At 32.1% G+C, this 19,898-nt stretch carries 18 protein-coding genes and 4 tRNA genes; 5 read left to right on the forward strand and 17 right to left on the reverse strand.

From position 1 onward, the window contains the following. Positions 1 to 118 precede the first annotated feature (118 nt). Genes mgtE through yjbM form a run of 4 tightly spaced genes read right to left on the reverse strand, consistent with a single transcriptional unit; the run spans position 119 to position 3,859 of the window. The gene (mgtE, locus tag AC1RPN_RS07535) at positions 119 to 1,486 is read right to left on the reverse strand and encodes a magnesium transporter (RefSeq protein WP_481761981.1); all 1,368 of its coding nucleotides are present in this window, start codon (positions 1,484 to 1,486) and stop codon (positions 119 to 121) included. 17 nt (positions 1,487 to 1,503) lie between these two features. Next, positions 1,504 to 2,397, reverse strand: coding sequence for an RluA family pseudouridine synthase (locus AC1RPN_RS07540; RefSeq protein ID WP_481761982.1), 894 nt, complete (start codon positions 2,395 to 2,397; stop codon positions 1,504 to 1,506). Then, entirely contained in the window at positions 2,387 to 3,190 is an 804-nt protein-coding gene (locus AC1RPN_RS07545) for an NAD kinase (RefSeq protein ID WP_481761966.1), read from the reverse strand. Before AC1RPN_RS07545 ends, AC1RPN_RS07540 begins: the two co-directional genes overlap by 11 nt. Before the next feature lie 39 nt (positions 3,191 to 3,229). Further along, positions 3,230 to 3,859, reverse strand: a complete 630-nt coding sequence (yjbM, locus tag AC1RPN_RS07550) for a GTP diphosphokinase (RefSeq protein ID WP_481761967.1) — start codon at positions 3,857 to 3,859, stop codon at positions 3,230 to 3,232. Between the two features lie 252 nt (positions 3,860 to 4,111). On the opposite strand from yjbM, the gene AC1RPN_RS07555 reads away from it, so the two are divergent. Continuing rightward, positions 4,112 to 4,729, forward strand: a complete 618-nt coding sequence (locus AC1RPN_RS07555; protein ID WP_481761968.1) for a DsbA family protein — start codon at positions 4,112 to 4,114, stop codon at positions 4,727 to 4,729. A 44-nt stretch (positions 4,730 to 4,773) separates the two neighbouring features. Here AC1RPN_RS07555 and pepF read toward each other — a convergent pair whose 3' ends face one another. The 5 genes from pepF to AC1RPN_RS07580 all read right to left on the reverse strand — a co-directional run bounded on the left by pepF (position 4,774) and on the right by AC1RPN_RS07580 (position 10,235). Beyond that, the gene (pepF, locus tag AC1RPN_RS07560; RefSeq protein ID WP_481761969.1) at positions 4,774 to 6,594 is read right to left on the reverse strand and encodes an oligoendopeptidase F; all 1,821 of its coding nucleotides are present in this window, start codon (positions 6,592 to 6,594) and stop codon (positions 4,774 to 4,776) included. A gap of 48 nt (positions 6,595 to 6,642) precedes the next feature. Next, complete coding sequence (locus tag AC1RPN_RS07565) at positions 6,643 to 7,785, reverse strand: competence protein CoiA (protein ID WP_481761970.1); 1,143 nt, start codon at positions 7,783 to 7,785, stop codon at positions 6,643 to 6,645. A 66-nt stretch (positions 7,786 to 7,851) separates the two neighbouring features. Then, positions 7,852 to 8,526 carry an adaptor protein MecA gene (locus AC1RPN_RS07570; RefSeq protein ID WP_481761971.1) on the reverse strand — a complete coding sequence of 225 codons (675 nt, stop codon included), beginning with the start codon at positions 8,524 to 8,526 and terminating at the stop codon, positions 7,852 to 7,854. 167 nt (positions 8,527 to 8,693) lie between these two features. Beyond that, positions 8,694 to 9,092 (reverse strand): transcriptional regulator SpxA, encoded by a 399-nt coding sequence (gene spxA / locus AC1RPN_RS07575; RefSeq protein ID WP_481761972.1) that lies wholly within the window; start codon positions 9,090 to 9,092, stop codon positions 8,694 to 8,696. Positions 9,093 to 9,497: 405 nt separating this feature from the next. Beyond that, on the reverse strand, positions 9,498 to 10,235 hold the full coding sequence (locus AC1RPN_RS07580; RefSeq protein ID WP_481761973.1) for an MBL fold metallo-hydrolase: 738 nt from the start codon (positions 10,233 to 10,235) through the stop codon (positions 9,498 to 9,500). A gap of 91 nt (positions 10,236 to 10,326) precedes the next feature. Here AC1RPN_RS07580 and AC1RPN_RS07585 point away from each other — a divergent pair, with 91 nt between their 5' ends. Then, the gene (locus tag AC1RPN_RS07585; protein ID WP_481761974.1) at positions 10,327 to 10,836 is read left to right on the forward strand and encodes an antibiotic biosynthesis monooxygenase; all 510 of its coding nucleotides are present in this window, start codon (positions 10,327 to 10,329) and stop codon (positions 10,834 to 10,836) included. 180 nt (positions 10,837 to 11,016) lie between these two features. On the opposite strand, the gene AC1RPN_RS07590 is transcribed toward AC1RPN_RS07585, so the two are convergent. After that, entirely contained in the window at positions 11,017 to 13,053 is a 2,037-nt protein-coding gene (locus tag AC1RPN_RS07590) for an ABC transporter permease (protein ID WP_481761975.1), read from the reverse strand. Then, a complete protein-coding gene (locus AC1RPN_RS07595) occupies positions 13,050 to 13,805 on the reverse strand; it encodes an ABC transporter ATP-binding protein (RefSeq protein ID WP_481761983.1) in 756 nt (251 codons plus the stop codon). The genes AC1RPN_RS07590 and AC1RPN_RS07595 overlap by 4 nt, the downstream gene beginning before the upstream one ends. A gap of 140 nt (positions 13,806 to 13,945) precedes the next feature. Here AC1RPN_RS07595 and AC1RPN_RS07600 point away from each other — a divergent pair, with 140 nt between their 5' ends. Genes AC1RPN_RS07600 through AC1RPN_RS07610 form a run of 3 tightly spaced genes read left to right on the forward strand, consistent with a single transcriptional unit; the run spans position 13,946 to position 16,245 of the window. After that, a complete protein-coding gene (locus AC1RPN_RS07600; protein ID WP_481761976.1) occupies positions 13,946 to 14,620 on the forward strand; it encodes a response regulator transcription factor in 675 nt (224 codons plus the stop codon). Positions 14,621 to 14,629: 9 nt separating this feature from the next. Beyond that, the gene (locus AC1RPN_RS07605) at positions 14,630 to 15,676 is read left to right on the forward strand and encodes a sensor histidine kinase (protein ID WP_481761977.1); all 1,047 of its coding nucleotides are present in this window, start codon (positions 14,630 to 14,632) and stop codon (positions 15,674 to 15,676) included. A gap of 11 nt (positions 15,677 to 15,687) precedes the next feature. Then, a complete protein-coding gene (locus AC1RPN_RS07610; RefSeq protein ID WP_481761978.1) occupies positions 15,688 to 16,245 on the forward strand; it encodes a M15 family metallopeptidase in 558 nt (185 codons plus the stop codon). 47 nt (positions 16,246 to 16,292) lie between these two features. Here the strand turns inward: AC1RPN_RS07610 and nrdG are convergent, their stop codons facing one another. From nrdG to AC1RPN_RS07640, 6 genes are all read right to left on the reverse strand, one after another. Beyond that, positions 16,293 to 16,883, reverse strand: coding sequence for an anaerobic ribonucleoside-triphosphate reductase activating protein (gene nrdG, locus AC1RPN_RS07615; protein ID WP_481761979.1), 591 nt, complete (start codon positions 16,881 to 16,883; stop codon positions 16,293 to 16,295). Next, positions 16,858 to 19,032 (reverse strand): anaerobic ribonucleoside-triphosphate reductase, encoded by a 2,175-nt coding sequence (gene nrdD / locus AC1RPN_RS07620; protein ID WP_481761980.1) that lies wholly within the window; start codon positions 19,030 to 19,032, stop codon positions 16,858 to 16,860. Before nrdD ends, nrdG begins: the two co-directional genes overlap by 26 nt. A 422-nt stretch (positions 19,033 to 19,454) precedes the next feature. Beyond that, a tRNA-Leu gene (locus AC1RPN_RS07625) sits at positions 19,455 to 19,538 on the reverse strand. Between the two features lie 12 nt (positions 19,539 to 19,550). Then, positions 19,551 to 19,621 (reverse strand) — tRNA-Cys (locus AC1RPN_RS07630). A 33-nt stretch (positions 19,622 to 19,654) separates the two neighbouring features. After that, a tRNA-His gene (locus AC1RPN_RS07635) sits at positions 19,655 to 19,727 on the reverse strand. 12 nt (positions 19,728 to 19,739) lie between these two features. Continuing rightward, positions 19,740 to 19,813: transfer RNA gene (locus AC1RPN_RS07640), tRNA-Trp, on the reverse strand. Between the last annotated feature and the right edge of the window lie 85 nt (positions 19,814 to 19,898).

Genomic DNA, 19,898 nt, shown 5'->3' on the forward strand with positions numbered 1-19,898 from the left:
GGACATACAAAAATCCCTCCATGATTATCGGATGAAATTATATTATTTCATCTGACAACCATAAAGGGATTATTACATCACTCAATCTGAAGTTGTTGGAACCTTTTTAAGTTTTTCTTTAAGTCGCAATAAAAAATTTTAAGAATACTTGTGCAATACTAAAATAAATTAACACAGAAGTTAAATCACTCAATGTCGAAATAAATGGCCCTGATGCAACTGCTGGATCAACACCAATTTTATCCATTAAAATTGGTATAAAACTACCCGCTAAATTTGCCACCGTAATAGCGCACATCATTGCAAGTCCTATCACCATCCCGAGAACAAAGTTACCCTTCCAGAGTCCGACAATTAAAGTGACGGAAATACCCGTTACAACCCCAATTACTAATCCAGTGAAAACTTCACTTATAATTAGTCTAAGCACACTTTGTTCATTGTCATCTTTTACAGCTAGGCGTCGAACAGCAACAGCTAAACTTTGTGTTCCGGCATTACCGGCCGTTCCTGTAATCAATGAAATGAAGACAGCTAAAATACTTGCTTCACTCAGTAACCCTTCAAAATGACTAACTAAACTTGCCGTTGACATACCTAAAAATAATAACGTTATCAACCATGGCAAACGTTTTGATGCTGCTTTAAATGGATTTTCTGTTTGATCTTCAGTATCGACACCGGCCAAACCAGAGTAATCCTCAGCCGATTCTTCATCAATAACATCAATAATATCATCAACAGTAATCACACCAATTAATTGTTCATCATAATTTGTAACTGGCATTGCTAAAAAGTTATAATCCCGAATCATCTTGGCAACGTCTGCTTGATCGTCATCAGCTTTAACAGACATAACTGGTGTCGTCATGATATCTCCAATTAACGCCTTCTCATTACTCATTAATAAATTACGTAATGTTACAATCCCCATCAAACGCTGATCATTATTAATAACATAATCATAGTAAATTGTTTCCGCATCACTTGCTTCTTCTCTTAAAGTACGCATTGCAGAACTCACTGTTTGATCTGAGGTTATTGAGGCAAAATCAGTTGACATAATAGCACCAGCTGTCTTATCTTCATAATGCAGCAGACTTTTTATTTCATAGGCCTTATCTTTATCCATCAGACCTAAATATCTCGCTAATTTATGCTGATCCAGTTGTCCCAACAGGTCAACCTCATTATCAGTGTACATATTATCTAATAACTCAGCCACATACTTTAGAGACATTTCATCAAAATATTTAACAACATCTTCCGGATCATCTTCAGCGGCATCAAATGTGTCACTCAATTCCTTAGGCGTCAGGTACTGATACACCTTTTGGCGTTGCTCTTTATTAAGCACTGAAAAAATCTCAGCTTGCTCATAAACATGCAAATCTGTAAATTCATTGTGAAAATTATATTGTTGATTCTTTTCAAGCGAATCAATAATTTCTTCAGTTTTTATTTGGTTATATTTTTCTGTATCCACCATGATGAATACCTCGTTTATTTTTTATTTATAAATTTTTGCATATCCGATGCAAGGTGACTCTGAACATTTATCTGTTCATGTGTAAATGGTTGATAAAACTCAATTTCACTACAGTGTAGCGCTTGGCGTTGCATTGGCATAATTATATGCCCACCATACAATGTATCACCAACTAAGGGATGCCCTGTGGATGCAAAATGAACACGAATTTGATGTGTTCTCCCCGTATGTAATTGGATTTTATATTGACTAATACCTTTTACAGATTTCTCTAACCAATACTCAGTTAAAGCTACTTGACTACCTTCCCCATGGCCAACCTGCCTCTTAATGAATGATTCTGGATCACGCATAATTGGCTCATCAATTGTCCCATGCGGAGTTTCAATCTGTCCTTCGACAAATGCTGTATAGTACTTTTTAATTAGATGATTTTGTAACTGTTGATCCAATAAAGCGTGAGCAAATCGATGTTTAGCAAACAATACTAACCCACTCGTATCACGATCAAGTCGCGTCGCAATATGTGGAATAAAATCATTTAAATGTCGATTTTGATAATAGCCTGCGACACGATTAATCAAGGTATCCTCCGGATGTAAATATGAAGGAATTGAGGCAACATGTGCTGGTTTATTAATAATTAAAAAATCGCGATCTTCAAAAACGATATCAATTGGTACAAACGATTTTTTTAATTCATTTTTATTTTTCTCAGCTGGTAGAACAATACTCACTTTATCATTTGTTTGAATGAAGTCAATTGCCCACTGCTCGTTATCGTTGACTAATAGCTTACCACCACAATACTTAAGCGTTGCAAGTAATCGCCTAGATACACCTTCATTTTTCAGAAAAGTCTTCACTTTTTGAGGAGACGTCCCTGTATACTGCCAATCAATCTGCATAATCACTACCAATAAACGCCTCATTTACACGTTTCCAGAAATTATTATGTCGATATTTGGCAAAACAAATGTGTTCCTTCGCTATTTTATATTTAATTGCCTTAATTTGCCGATTATGATAGATTTCTTGGTCTATACTAAAAACAAAGTCACTGCTTTGTGTTGGTTTCAGTGTAATCCAATCATTTGAAGCCACAATAACTGGTGAGCTTAGCGTCCTAAACACACGATTGTTAATAGACGCAATTTCTGCCATTTGTATTGACTCGAGTTCGGGATGAATAACCGCTCCACCAACCGATTTATTATAGGCAGTAGATCCAGTAGGCGTAGAAATGCACAAACCATCTCCACGAAACTTTTCAAATAACTGATCACCAATATAAACATCCGTTACCATTGTATTGTTAATCCTTTTTAAGGTTGATTCATTTAATGCAAGAAATCTTTCTGATTCTGCATCAAAATAATCAACTTTAACATCTAATAATGGATAATTAATTGATTGTTTATTATCTGATTGGAGACTAGTAACTAAATCTGAAATTTCATCATCTCGCCAATCCGTATAAAAACCTAAATGCCCTGTATGTACGCCAACAAATCTAATGTTTTCAAGGTTATCTTGGTAATGTTTGAAAGCAGAAAGCAAAGTTCCATCCCCACCAACCGTAATCACAATTTCAGGATGACTATTATCAATTACGATATGTGCATCCGTTAGTTTTTGATACAGTTCTTTACCAACTTTTTGCGATTTTTCCCCATCATTTTCGAAAATAGCAACTTTCATTCGTAACCCTCTTTTCCTGACGCCCATGATACCTAATGTTTATTTTTTGTTTAAACCCTTACCATAAAATAAATGCTGCGCTTCTTGAATCTCTTCTCTAATTTCGGACATTTCAGTGTCTAATTTAAACGCAGCCTCTGCTGCCCGTTCGAGCCGTGCATTTAATTGGCTAGGAAATTCTCCTTGATATTTATAATTTAAAGAGTGCTCAATCGTTGCCCAAAAATTCATAGCTAACGTGCGAATTTGAATTTCAACAAGTACATTTTTTTCTCCATTTATCATTTGAACCGGGTACTTAAGTACAATATGATATGAGCGATAACCGCTCGCTTTTTTATTAGTAATGTAGTCACGTTCTTCTACAACGGTCATATCATTTCGAGAACGTAATAAGTCAACAACCTGATAAATATCATCAACAAATTGGCACATAATGCGAATACCCGCAATATCTTGCATGTCAGTTTCTAAACGTTCTTCAGAAATTTGACGTCGTTCAATTTTCTCTAAAATACTATCAACTGATTTAACCCGACTTGTCACAAATTCAATTGGCGAATGTTGACCAATACCCGTGAACTGTTTTCTTAAACCACGCATTTTTATTTTCATTTCTGAAACGGCCTGTTCATAGGGTCTAAAGAAATATTTCCAATCTTCTACCATTTTATCACTCTATTCTATTATTCAATTTACTCATCTCATTTTAGCATAAATTAGTGATTCAGTTCCGAATTAACCTCACAATGTTACCAAATCTTTCAAAAAACAAGTAATTTTAATAATATCTGTTATTAATTAAGTGTTAATAATTGAAAAAAAAAAAAAATTTGGTAAAGTGGTAATAGTTATTAAAACAGAAATGAAATCAAACCCCACACGATTTTAAATCTAATCACTATAATTGGAGGAGTACTCTTGCTAGAAATTTATTTATTTGTCAACCCATTAGGTACAAAATGCTTCAAATCTGAACAAAAGGTTTTAGACTTTATTCGTCTATCTCCCCAAAAAATCTCATTCCAATTTGTACCCATGTTAAACATCCAAACAGTGCACAATGTCATGATTGAAAAAAATCTTGATACACGTAACTTAGCGCTTCGAAATGTGTTATCTGGGTCAATTTACCAAGCCGCTTTAGATTATAAAGCAGCTCTTTTTCAAGGAAAAAAACGTGGACGTGATTTCTTAATGGCAATTCAAGCGGCTTTAGTTCAAGATAGCACTTGTTACTCAGAAGAGCTCATTCAACGAGTTGCTAAAGAAGTTAACTTAAACTGGGAAATGTTTAATGAAGATAGACATTCAGTGTTAGCAAAAAAATCATTTAAAAATGATCAAAAAATTGCCAATGATATGAACGTTACAATGCATCCCACAATCGTCATTAATAATATTGATGGTCTAGACTGTGGTGTATCCTTCCCAGATGCTGATTTAGTAGATATTTCGAAAGTTTGTGCTGGTGATTTTAATATTCAAAATGACTTACATCAAGCAATTAACCCTCAAAACCAACTATACGTTTTATAAAATAAAAATACGTAGCTTAGTTTTTTAACTAAGTTACGTATTTTTTATTTCTCTAAGATTTGAGGTAATAATGCCTCTAATTCATTCAATCTTGCTTCAAATACAGCAAATGCGTTAACTAGATATGCTGACTTAGTCATATCTACACCTGCTTTTTTCATGACATCAACTGGAAAATCTGAACTCCCAGCTTTCAAATAATTCAAATAGTTTTCTAATGCATCAGGTTTTCCACTAGTGATTCCCTCAGATAAAGTGGTTGCAGCAGCAAACCCTGTTGCATATTGATAGACATAATAATTATAATAAAAATGCGGAATTCTTGACCATTCCATTGCAATTTCTGGATCACGTTCTAAACTCTCTCCATAATATTTTTGATTTAAATCAGCATAGTATTTAGACAGTTTATCAGCCGTTAGTGGGTTTCCAACCGCGTCTTCCTCATGAATCCAATGTTCAAATTCTGCAAATTGTGTTTGACGGAAGATAGTTCCTTTAAACCCGTCTAAATAATAATTAAGTAAAAATGCCCTAACCTTAGGATCTGTTTGAGTCTTTAATAAATAATGTGTTAACGTATTTTCATTAGTTGTTGACGCAATTTCTGCTAAAAAAATTGGATAATCACCATACAAATAAGGCTGATTATGATGCGTATAGTAACTATGAATACTATGTCCCATTTCATGTACCAATGTATAAAGATTATTTACATTATTTTGCCAGTTTAATAACATATATGGTGCTGTATCATACATACCTGATGAATAGGCACCACTTCTTTTACCTTGATTTTCAACAACATCAATCCAACGGTTATCAAATGCCTCTTGAACATGACTTAGATAATCAGGTCCCATTTTATCTAAGGCTTTTAATGCCTCACTTTTCGCTTCATCATACGTGTAACTTAGTGCGGGTTCGCCTGTTATTGGTGTATATAAATCGTATGAATGTAATTTTTCAACTTTTAAAATTTTCTTACGTAATGCAACATAACGGTGTAACAACGGTAAATTCTTATTAACCTGCTCAATTAGTGTATTGTAGACAACTTCAGGTATCTGATTATTTGATAATGACGCATCTCTGGCACTTTTATAATGTCGAACTTGTGCACTATAGTTATGAACTTTAACATGGCTTGAAAGTGTTGAAGCTAGTGTGTTTTGAAATTGACCATAGACTTCATATAATTTTTTAAAGGCCTGTTCTCTAACACTTCTAGAAGTTGATTCTAGAAGGACCCCATAAATACCTTGTGATAATTGAACATCATTACCTTGTTCGTCTTGAACAACTGGAAATTTCAAATCAGCATTGTTCAGTATTTCAAACGTTTTAGAAGAGGCGCTAAATATATCCCCTGCTCCAGCTAAGAGCGTTTCTTCAGCATGCGAAAGGACATGATCCTTCTCCAATAATAAACTATCAAAAAAATGACGATAGCCTTTTAAATCAGGATTATCAGACATAAATTGCTTTAAAGTATCCTCTGGTATCGCAATAATTTCAGGTTCAAACCAAGAAATAGCAGCCGATACCTTAGCTGCCAAGGCGCCAGCCCTTGAATTTAAAGCTTGATATGTTGAATTTTCTGTATCTTGATCATTTTTTAAATTCGCATACACGTATACTTTTTCGAGCATCCGTTCAAGCGCCAAAATAGCTTCTAATCCACGTAACATTGTTGTACTATCTTGACTCAATGTACCTTTAAAGTTAGCGATAGTTACTACAGATTCTTCAATTTTTTTGTAATCCTCTTCAAATAATGAATCTGAACCATATATTTTTTCTACATCCCACGTTAAATTTTCTGGTACCTCTTCACGCTTTGGTAATTGCTTAGCTACTGTCATAAAAAGCCTCCGAATATCGTTTATTTACTCCTATAAGATAACATATTTTTAATCAAAATTTGAAATAAATGTATGCCTCAACTGTAAATTTTCCATTTTTAGCGATATATCACTGGACCATACAATCTGATTGTCAATTCGATAATTTTCGGATTCTTTAATTGGTATTAAAATATGATTTTTAATTAAACCCTTAATATATGCATTATTAACTTGTTTAATTGCTAGATGACCAACAAGTGGCATTTCAAAAAGAGTTTTTGTGATTTTTTGTTGCAGGTTAAATAATAACTCAAGCTCTTTTTTCGAAATAACATCAGTGGTATATTTTTGCAAATCTAAAATAACTCGAATTCTCCAAAAAAAGTCATCATGTCGATAGATTGGCGGAAGACGCGTCTGACTCAAGCAATATATCGGAAATCCCATAAAATAATATCGCTGCATGTAGCAAAAATCAATCTGTTGCTTTAAATAATGATTCAAATAATAACAATTTTTCTCTAACTTAGTCAATTGACGGAACAAGTCTGCTGGTGACAAATTCAAAGTTTTATTCCTACAATTATTTTTGATAAATACCATTAAGTCTGTTACATCATTAAATACTTTTGTGCAGTAACGAATACCATATAAATTTTCAAACCATAATTCATAATTTAAAATTAAACACTGTCGCTCAGTATCGATAAATACTAAGAAATAACCAATATTTTTATGGAAATTTATAAACATTGCTTGTTGTTGTGTTAATTTTTTATTTAAACGATGTTTCATCCCTAGAATCCAAAAAATACGATACCCATTTTGTTTATAACCGTCAGTCCTTTTGTTAAAATCTTTTAGCGTCAACGGACTGCATTGGTACTCTACGACTAACTGGCTATTTTTTAAATTTATTAAAACATCCGGTCGTTGCTTTAGTTTAGGCAAATATTGCTCAATATCTGCTCTTTTATGTCTTTTTTCTGCCCACATTTTAATTAAATTTTTCCCTGTGACATGTATTTTCGTTTCACCTTCTGAAAAAAAATGACATGACTTTTTAAAATGAGCAAAATGAGCTTGTTTTTGCGGGCCTTCTTTAAAGACAACACGCTCTCCGCAACCAGGACAAAAATATTTATTGTTTTGCTTAAAATTTATTGCGCATACCAACTCATCTACGTGTTCTTGTTTTGCAAATATCATTCAAATTACCCCTTGTTACAATTTAAATACGCAAAAAAACAAACTAACCTTTTTCGATTAGTTTGTTTATTTAAAGTATCTTCTTGCCTCAGAGAGTGCGTCAGATGACATAATCTTTTTACCACGTTCTTCCATAAATGGTCCTGTCGATGAGACAACCTGTGCATACTCTAATGCGACAGCTATATCATTTTCGATTGTTTCTTTTGTTGTATTATCTTTATCAAAAATTAGTTCTAAAAAATATTTATTTTGGACTTTAAATAAATTGCTTTGTGTATTTGTTGGTCTAAAAATTTTAGCTAATTGAATAAAATCTTCGAAGTCCCCAAATTCAAACATTCTTGTTTGAGCAGATTTTTTATAACCCGATCCAACAGTATCTTGTGAGTCATTGTCACTGTCTTCAAGCTCAGCTAATCTATCTTTTATAAAGCTTCCTAGATCATCATTCTCAGATAAATCAGAAATGTTTATTTCTTTCGGATTTTGCGTCTCGTCTGGCTTTCCACGACTGATAAATAACTCCAAGCCATCTCGATTAGGTAATACCTGGAAGGTAACTGCTTCATTATTTTCAAATTCATGTTCCGTGTCTACTTCGCGTAAAATACTATAAAAGAAATCTTCAATTTGAGTTCTATTACCTAATAAATCTAAAACAGTAATACCTCTTTTAGATAAATCTTCATCTTCAACTAAAACACGAATTGTATTTTCATTTATTTTTTCCATTTTCATTACTAATCACCCATCTTTCTGATAACTTGACCTTAATTCTATCTAAAATTTACTATTTGTAAAGTAGTTTAAACTAAATAAAAAAAATTCAGGAATGCGTCTTCCTGAATTTTACCATGTTACCTTATTAAAAACTAATGTTTCAATATTATTTAATTTTAAATTAATTAAAATCCAGCAAGTAATTGTGCCTTTTGTAATTCTAAAGCACGTACATCCCTTGGTAAGAAGCGACGAATTTCGTCTTCGTTATATCCAACCTGTAATCGTTTTTCATCTAGAATAATAGGACGACGTAATAAACCAGGATTATCTTGAATTAATGAGAATAATTCTTGAAGTGGTAAATCGTCTAAGTCCATATCTAGTTCCTGATAAACTTTTGAGCGTTTAGAAATAACTTCTTCTGTTCCATTTTCAGTCATTTGCAAAATTGTTTTAATTTCATCAATGTTGAGAGGCTCAGAAAAAATATTACGTTCTTGGAATGGAATATTATTTTCCTTAAGCCATGCACGTGCTTTTCGACAAGATGTACAACTTGGTGAAGTATATAAAGTTACCATATGCGCTCTCTCCTTTTAATAAAAAATTTATCAATTCCTATAAAACAATTGTAACTTATTATCAAACAAATTACTACCATTTTATTAAAAAAATTTACTAATTAATATTTTTACTAATAATACATTTAATTCATTTGTGTTCATTATTAAATGATTAAATGACATCATTTTTGATATTGTTTTTTATATTTCGAGTATGATATTACATATATTTTATAGTTATTATTATTTATTGAATGAAAAATAATTTGCTATCTCAATTATTTAATATACTTTACACTCGATATATACTTACTAAAAGTACGTAACACGCACTTAATCGTTTATTTGCAACAATCTTATCATTATTTTATTTTTCAAAAAAAAGATACATATTGTTAAAAAAATTTAACAATATGTATCCGATTACAAAATTAGTTCTAAATATTTTTTTGCGAGTATTATATCGATATTATTGCCAGCTGATAATTCAGCTTGTTCTTTTAATAATTCGTGGGAACCATTTGCTGGTAAATGCGTTAAAATTAATCTTTTAGCATTATTTAAACGAGCAAACTTTCCAGACTCGGTAGATGTCATATGCCATTTTTTGCCAATTTTATCATCAAAAAAGTTTGTATCGGTCATTAATATATCTGCATTTTGACTAATTTCATTTAATTTTTCGTCATACGCCGTATCAGCTGTAAAAACAAAGACCTTCCCAGTTGCCCGTTCCGTTATTCTCATAGCATATGTAGGCACTGGGTGAATTGTTTCTAAAAATTCAAAAGTAAAAGGCCCAATGTCTATAACTTCTTTATTCTTATATCCTATTCCAATTGTCGCATTTGCCCAAGTTAATTTTGCTAATGCTTCTTGATCAATAGATGGCCCATAAATAGGAAGTGGTTGCTTCACTTGTTCACCGTTAATCTGCCAGCTATACTGTAAAACGCCGACATCTGCGATATGATCCTGATGATAATGTGATAAAACAACTGCATCTAACTTCAAGGAATCTAGTTTAGGTTCTAGACTAAGCATTGCTCCACTTCCACAGTCCAACAATAAATTAAAACCATTACTCTGAATTAAATATGAACTAGTTCCAACTGTATGGGCAGGATAACCCCCATAGAATCCTAAAATTGTCAACTTCATTTTTAATTGTCCTTCCTGTTACTTTTGACTCTATTATACCTTTTTTTGGGCTATACTTAATAATGAATTAAAGTAAATGGGAGATGTATCTTTGTTAAATCATATAAACACAGCATTAGGCGCTGAATATTTTTTAAAGTCTATAATTCGAAATAATCCATCCCGATCATTTATTCTACTTAATCCAATTAATAAGTACAATAATTCTTACTTATTAGACACATCAGATGATAATTCTATTTTCTACTCTGGATTAGACTTCCGTGTTCGATATCATGTAGGAATGGATTCATGGCAAGGTTTTTATCATTTTAAATATATTACTTTGAGCGATGAAGAAAGTAAAGTTTACTTAGCTCAAGTACAAACTTTTATTAATGAACAAACAAAACCAACTGGTATCATTTCTTTTTACACATTACAGTCTTTATCTAAAGGTTATAATTATGTTTTTTTAACAATTTGGAAGCAACAATCTGATTTTATTAATTGGCGTAAAACGTCAAATTATAAACAGTTAAAGTACTATGAAAGTGAGTTTCAAATTACTCCCATAGACGCAGTGTATTCTGTTAATGAATTAATTAATATAAAAGATTAATCCAATTAGTTAAAAACAATCCGTATTCCACAAACGATATTAATAGCTAATTAATGACTCAAACAAGTCATTAATTAGCTATTTTTTTACAATAGTTATTCCCCAAAAATGTTTAATTTCCAACCAAAAAATAGCCTAAAAAGTTTTCTAACTTTTAGGCTATTAATCATTTAACCGTTCTTAAACTCTGTTATTTATTATCCGATTCAACACTCTCACGGTAATTAAAAATAAGCCTAAATACATCACATAGAAGGTCCCCCAGAAGAAAATGAGAACATTTAGGTTAGGTTGATCAAATAATGCGACATAAATATTAAAAGTAAATATTGCTTCTATCGATCCTAAAATAACCGGAATTAAAAATAAACTGGCTGTTTGCTGATAAATAATTCGCTTAATCTCTTTTTTGGTCACACCTAGACTTTGCATTAGTGAATAAGTTTTTTGATTTTGTCTAAGATCTATCATTTGTTGTAACATTAAAATACTACAAGTTGCTAATACTAAAATAATACTAATAAAACATGCTATATAAATATAAAACCCATCTAATTCGTTAACATTTTTTTCAACTTGATTTCTCACACCCAAATTTCGATAATGGTAGTTTGACTTAATTTGATTAGAAAATTTATAACGGACATTCGATAATGTTGTCCCTGTCTGCTGCAAATAGGTCTGTTCTTTAGATTGATTATCTAATTTATGTCCGAAATCATTTTTAGATTGTGCAAATTCCTGATAATTTTTAATATTAATAGCTGTAAGTCCATATTTTGTGTTGCTATCAACACGTTTGTAGACACTATCTTTAACAATTAACAAATTTTGAATGTAATGTATTTCACCATACGGAAACGTACTTAAGTATGTTTTTATCTTTAATTTGTTCATTGATTTTTGCTTAAATTGAATGAGCTGGTTATCATCATTAATTTGATATCTTGCTAACTTGTGTAAAATCATAACTGTCTCATTCGATTTAATCTTAATCGGTTCTAAATCATCTTGAATTTTACGCGCATGATTATAATCTGTTTCTGACATTATTGTAATTGGCACAATTTTAGCTTCACTTTGATTATTTGCTTTTAATTGAACACTTGTTTTCATCGGTACAATTTTAAGATGTCCACTTACTTGCTGTTTCACTATTAAATTGTTTTGTTTTAATACTTTTTTTACAGTTTTTAAATGATAATCGTCCGTAATAAAATGAGCTGGTGCCACTTGATCAATTGTTTTTTGGGAATATGAATACAACGTAGCCACTCCAATAAATACAGATAAAGAGAACATTATTAATAAAGTCATTAAACTTAAGATGACCTTATTTTGTCTTAAACTGACTTTTAAATTAGAAAAAGCAAGTAGCCTACCACCCCGATACATAAAATGTCGCCATTTTTGTATCATACTTATCATTATCGGCACCAAATAATTAAAAATCAAAAGAGTCCCTAAGATAATCATAATTGCAATAATCAATACTGCTAAAAAATAATCATTTTTACGTAACCAAACATTAAAAATAGGTCCCAAATTTTCAAAATTTACTGCCATAAATAAAGGTACAATAATAAAAAAGATACTAATGATAGCCATAAATCGTTTAAATGGTCCAAATTTTTCGACACTGGCATTATCACTATTTTTAAACAATGAAACTAATTGTTTACGATAAATAACACTTGCATTAACAGTTGACATCATTAAAAAGATAACGTTAAAGATAACTATTGTACTAATTAAACTATGCCAAGATATAATAATATTGGTATCTGCCACAATAAACATAGCCCTCAACAAAATCATAGCAAATAATTTAGAAAAGATCGCACCAACCACTAAACCAATCAGTAATGCTATATTACCTAGAATTAAATTTTCAATAAATAGCATTGTCGCAATTTCTTTTTTTTTCACTCCAAGAAGATGGTAAACAGCAATTTCTTTTTCTCGCCGTTTCGCCACAAAAAGATTAGTGTACATCATGAAACAAGCAATAAAAATCAAAATTAAAAAACTACTAATACGTAAAGTAACAGAAATTGGTAACTCTACGCGCGCATTTTGTGTTAACTCTTTGTTAATTGACATTGACAAAAATGAAAAATAAACTGTAACTGCTATCGCACTAGCAATAATGTAAATTAAATAATCCCATAAACTGCGCCAAATACTTTTAAAAACAATATTCACTAGTGGTTTCATTGCTTTCCCCCACCAATAGCTGCTTGCATATCAATTATTTTTTGGAAAAATTCTTTTCTAGAGCCATCTCGCCTAATTTCGGCAAAGATATTCCCATCTTTAATAAAAATAATTCTTTTACAATAACTAGCTGTAAATGCATCATGAGTTACCATCATGAGCGTCATCTTTTGCTTTTCATTCACGTCTGTTAAATACTTCAATAGTTCCGTAGCTGCTTTTGAATCTAGACTTCCTGTCGGTTCATCTGCGAATAACATTTTGGGTGCCGTTATAATAGCTCGTGCAACTGCAACCCTCTGCTGTTGACCAATTGAAATTTCATTTGGAAAATGTTTTAAAATATTATTTAAATTTAAAATATTAGCAATATTAGCAAGTTTTGCCTCAATTATTTCTACATTTACTTTATCCAATGCTAAGGGCAAAATTATATTTTCCTTGATAGTCAACGAATTAAGTAAATTAAAATCTTGAAAAATAAACCCTAACTGTTGTCTTCTAAACTCAGACAATTTTTTTTCATTATATTGTGTTATATCCTGGTTATCTATTCTAACATGTCCAAAAGTTGGCTTATCAATAGTCGACATCATATTTAATAACGTCGTTTTTCCTGCACCAGATGGTCCCATAATACCAACAAATTCTCCTGAATCAATTACAAACGAAATATTATCAATTGCAGTCGATCTATTAAACTTCATTCCATAAATTTTTTTAACGTGATCTACTTCAATAAATGTCATAATTTCATTTCTCCTATTACCAAGTATTATCCTATATATAGGATAATTACGCCAATATTTATTTACGCTTTTTATCTATTTGAATTTAATGCTAAAAACCGGTATTGTAGGGTAAATAGTTCTTACTTTAAAGAGGTGATAATATGTTTAGTATAATGATTGTTGAAGATGATAAAACAATTGCCAACATTACTGCAGATAGTCTAGCAAAATGGCGATTCAACCCTATTTTAATTAATAATTTTAGTGAAATTGATCTTGAATTCATTGAAAAAAAACCACATTTAGTTTTATTAGACATTAATTTACCCGATTTTGATGGCTTTTACTGGTGTAAAAAAATCCGTGAAATATCAAATGTACCAATTATATTTATCTCAAGCCGAAATACCAATATGGATATGGTTATGGCAATGAATATGGGTGGCGATGACTTCGTAAATAAACCTTACTCAATGGAAGTTTTAGTTGCAAAAATTTCTGCATTATTACGACGCACTTACAATTACGCAGAAATGGGACCAGAAACACTCGAGCATAATGGCCTTTTTTTGAATTTACAAAATGGAACTGCAAAATTTAACGATAAAATTATTGATTTATCAAAAAATGAGTACCAGTTACTGCAATATTTAATGCGTCAGACAGGGAAAATTGTTAGCCGTGAAAAATTACTTCGAGAACTCTGGGAAGACGAACATTTTGTTGATGACAATACGTTAACCGTTAATATTAATCGCGTTCGTAAAAAAATAGCACAAGCTGGATTACCCAATTTTATCGAGACAAAGGTAGGACAAGGTTATCTTATCCCTTAGGAGACACTAATGACATTTTTTAAGTACATTTCAGATAGAATTACAACAATCATCTTTTTCCTTCTAGTTATTCTCTTAATTAATCTTGTATTGTGGTTTGATCCATTCCATAACATTGTTTTATCTACATTATTATATATAGATATTCTGGTAGTTATTATATCAAGTATTTTTGTTGTAACACGTTACTGGATTAATCATCAATGGTACCAAAAATTTAAATTACCAATTGATCCAGCAACAGCAGATTTATTGATTCCTATTAATGGTGCACATTCCAATGAACAACGTTTATATCAGGGTTATGTTAATGCCCTATTAAACAATCATCAAATACAAATAAATAATATCTTGTCTAAACAACAAGAACAAGAGGATTTTTTAAATGCTTGGATTCATGATATTAAAGTTCCCTTAGCTGCTATTCAGTTACTAATTGAAACATCTGATGGCAAGCTATCTGAAAAACAAGTCATGCAAACTGAAATTGAATTAAAAAACATTGAAAATTTTGTTGAACAAGTGATTTATTATTCTCGTTTAGATAGCTTTTCAAATGATTATTTAATTCAAGATGATTCACTAAAAAAAGTAGTTAATCTTGTCATTCGGGATAATATGAACTTATTTTTTTCAAAACATATTCGTTTCGTTTTTAACAGTACAGATATTTCCGTTCTAACTGATTCAAAATGGCTACGTTTTATCTTAAATCAAGTGATTACCAATTCATTAAAATACACACCAAATAATGGTGAAATCGTTATTTCTCTTAAAGATACTGAAAAAGAAACGATATTAGCCATTAAAGATAATGGCATTGGTATCCCGAACGCAGATTTAGCTCGCGTTTTTGACAAAGGATTTACCGGGAATAACGGGCGTCAATTCAACCAAAATGCAACCGGATTAGGCCTTTATTTAGCAAATCAACTAAGTCAAAAATTAGGTCACCAATTAGAAATTGAATCTCCAAAAAATGAAGGTACTACAGTTAAAATTATATTTCCTAAACTTTCTTATTATAATGATGAAATGGGCGAAATTCTTCGCTAGGAGGGTCTATCATGTTATCAGAAATTGAACTCGGTTTTACAAATATTAAAGATATTGATCCTAATATTATTGTAGATTTACGCTATGCTACAAAAGACAACTTTACTAACCAAATTATTTATGACTTTTCTACAGCAATCGCTAGAACAGGAACAGCTAAGAAACTTGGTATCGCAAGTCAATTACTCAAAACTCAAGGCTATCGTTTAAAAATTTGGGACGCCTACAGACCAGTCTCTGCTCAAAAAAAATTATTTGACGTTTATCCCGATCCTAATTTTGTAGCGAAGCCAAATCCTAATTTCAGTCATCAAAAAGGCGTGACATTTGATTTAACTATCTGTGATATGGATGGCCACGAGCTTAACATGCAAAGTGAATTTGACGACTTTTCAGAACGAGCTGGAAGAAATTATAAACGAACACCTCAACAACAAATAAATTACGATATACTAAATAACGCTATGATAACTGCTGGTTTTATCGGATATTCTGAAGAATGGTGGGACTATAGAGATTCTGATATGAATGACTATTCACCACTTATCGCGAATCCAAATGATTATTAAAAAAACTTGTCACAACACCTTACATACAAGGTATTGTGACAAGTTTTTTATCTTAACAATTTATCCCAGAGAATAACTTCACCCGCAATTAATGATTTTTGAACATCAATAATTCTTTGATTTGAGCTACCTCTAAATTGCAAAGTTAAATCTTTTTTTGGTAATTCGAATCGACCGTCGACTAAAATATCAATCTTTGAAAGTAATTCAAGTTTATCATCAGATTCAAGCATTAATTCATCCCATGTATAACCAGTCCAAGACCAGATATCTTTCGTCCATCCATAAGTATCATGAATACGATTCACTAAGCTTAAACAAACCTGCGTGTTAACAAAAGGCTCTCCGCCTAATAAAGTTAATCCTTGGCAATAGTCTTCGCTTAAATCAGTTATTATTTGATCTTCAAGCTCTTTTGTATATGGTGTCCCATATCTAAAATTTTGCGCTGCCTTATTATAACAACCCGGACAAGCAAATAAACAGCCACTAACGTATAAACTACAACGAACCCCTTCACCATCAACAAAATTAAATGGTTTATAAGATGCAATATACTGTTGGCTTAACTCACTGGCAATCCATTCTTTAGGTTTCGGATTTCGTGGTGCTTTAACTCTCTTTTGTCGTTCCATCATCAACCATTCCTAAAGTCATATTTTTAACACGAGAAGCAATTTCTTTATGACGTCCATGAACCATCGGACGTTGCTGTGGATTACCTAAGTATCCACATGTCCTTTTAACAACATCACATGTTTTTGGATCATGATTTTGACATTTAGGGCATTCAAATCCTCGTTCAGTTGGGTTAAATTCACCATCAAAACCACATTTATAACAATGATCAATAGGGGTATTAGTTCCTAAATAGCCGATTTTATCATAAGCCCAATCCCAGACTGCTTCTAAAGCCTTAGGATTTTGACGTAAATTTGGGTATTCACAGTAATGAATAAATCCACCTGATGCATATTTAGGATATTCCATTTCAAACGACAATTTTTCAAACGGAGTTGGATTTTTCCTAACGTCATAATGAAAACTATTTGTATAATATTCCTTTTCTGTAACATCTTTAATTTCACCAAATTTTTCAGTGTCTAATACACAGAAACGATCTGTTAAGGATTCACTAGGAGTTGAATAAACACTAAAATGATAATCGTATTCATCTGACCAATCTGTACAATACTCCTTGAGGCGTTTAACGATGTCAATCGTAAAATTATGCGCCTTTTCATTTTTTTCCCAATTAGGTCCAAAAAAAACAGTTCCAACTTCATATAGTCCAATATAACCTAATGAGACCGTAGCGCGACGATTCTTGAATAAATCATCAACATCTCCGTCTGCTTTTAACCTTTCGCCAAAAGCACCATGTTGATATAGAATGGGTGCATTCTCTGGGATAGCTTCCTTGACACGGTTAACTTTAAAGACTAATGCCTCTTTACAAACCTGCATCCTCTCTTTAAAGATATCCCAAAATAAATCAATATTACCTTCGGATTCCAAAGCAATTCGTGGTAAATTAACTGTAACAACGCCTAAATTCATACGCCCAGAATTGACTTCATTACCATTTTTATCTTTCCATCCTTGCAGAAAGCTACGACAGCCCATAGGTACCTTGAAACTGCCCGTAAGCTCTTTTATCTTGTCATACATTAATATGTCAGGGTACATTCTCTTCGTAGCACAATCAACAGCTAAGGCCTTAATATCGTAGTTAGGGTCCCCATGTTTAAAGTTTAAATCCTTTTTTATTGTAAATACTAATTTAGGAAATATTGCCGTACGATGCTCACGACCTAATCCTTTTATTCTAATTTTTAAAATTGAGATTTGAATTTCTCGTTCAATCCAACTTTCACCCAACCCAAAACCTAACGTAGTAAACGGCGTCTGTCCTTGCGAAGAGAATAAAGTATTGATTTCATACTCTAATCCTTGCATGGCATCATAAATATCTTTGCTTGTTTTAAGTTTAGCAAATTCTATCTGTTTTATTGGATTCCCAATCCATACTTTTGCATCTATTAAATGCTTCTTATAATTTAATTCAGCAAATGGCGCTAGTAACTCATCCACCCTATCTGCAGAACAACCACCATACTGACTTGAGGCTACATTAGCAATAATTTGTGCCATTTGCGCAGTTGCGGTCTGAATTGAATGAGGACTTTCAACTTCAGCATTTCCTATTTTAAATCCATTTGTTAACATCTCTTTAAAATCAATCAGACAGCAGTTAGTCATAGGACTCCAGGGTGTGTAATCTAAATCATGATAATGAATTGAACCACGTAAATGTGCTTTAGCTAGTGATTCAGGCATTAATTTTAATCCCAAAGTTTTACCCACTGTCCCAGCCGTCAAATCACGTTGTGTATTGAATACATTGCTATCCTTATTAGCATTTTCATGAACAATTGTATCATCTTTATTTAATAATTTATCCAAACGACCAGCTGGATCAGTTTGCTCTTTCCACAATTTTTCATCATTTATTCTATATTCCTGAAAGCTATCCAATGCATCACGGTAGCCTAATTCACGATATGTAGCTATAACTAAGCCATACATCGTTTGGGCATTAATTTTTTGATAATTACTTAATTTATGTAATAGTAATTCCTGATAGCTTTCTTGATTTTTTTTACTATTTAATCGACGCAAAGTACTACTTAAAACTTTACGTAATGCAAAATCAACTTTTCGACCATCACGCTTTTCAAATATGTCAGGCACTTGCATATCTAACTTTACCTCTACTTTTTTCATAAGTGACCTTCCTTTTCTTACAGCAATAAATATATGTTACTTGATTATCCTCTTAAAAACAACAATATATAGTGTACAACAATATATACTATCTATATATTGTTGTACACTATGATTTACTATCAAGATGTTTGAAATGTAATTAAAAAGTTAGACGTATATATATCAGTTAAAAAATTATTATATGATTTCAATACCAGAATATTTTATACACTTAAAAATTTATACCAAAAAAACTCTAATTATTAAGTGATTAGAATTTTCATACTATTATCCACCAACAACAGTTGACGAAGAGCCAAAAAAGTTCAACAAAAGCTCAACTTTCTATAATTTCGTATTATTCTTCATAATTTAGCGTACAAAAAAAGCCCAATCAATGGGCTTTCATGTTTTCTAATACTCTCTATAATACTTAATAATACCGGTGATCGGGGTCGAACCGATACTCCATTGCTGGAACTGGATTTTGAGTCCAGCGCGTCTGCCAATTCCGCCACACCGGCATAACTCGTGTAAGGCGGTAACCGGATTTGAACCGGTGATGAAGGTTTTGCAGACCTCTGCCTTACCACTTGGCTATACCGCCATATTAATTATTACTTGATATAACCTTATAAAAGGCGACATGTGGGAATCGAACCCACGCGTGCCGGAGCCACAATCCGGTGCGTTAACCACTTCGCCAATATCGCCAAAACAAAAAATGGCAGGGGTAGTAGGAATTGAACCCACACTGACGGTTTTGGAGACCGTAGTTCTACCTTTAAACTATACCCCTATAAAAAATGGAAGAGAGTGGATTCGAACCACCGAACCCGAAGGAGCGGATTTACAGTCCGCCGCGTTTAGCCTCTTCGCTACTC

Source organism: Dellaglioa sp. CoH-57-MRSF-20 (assembly GCF_056781955.1).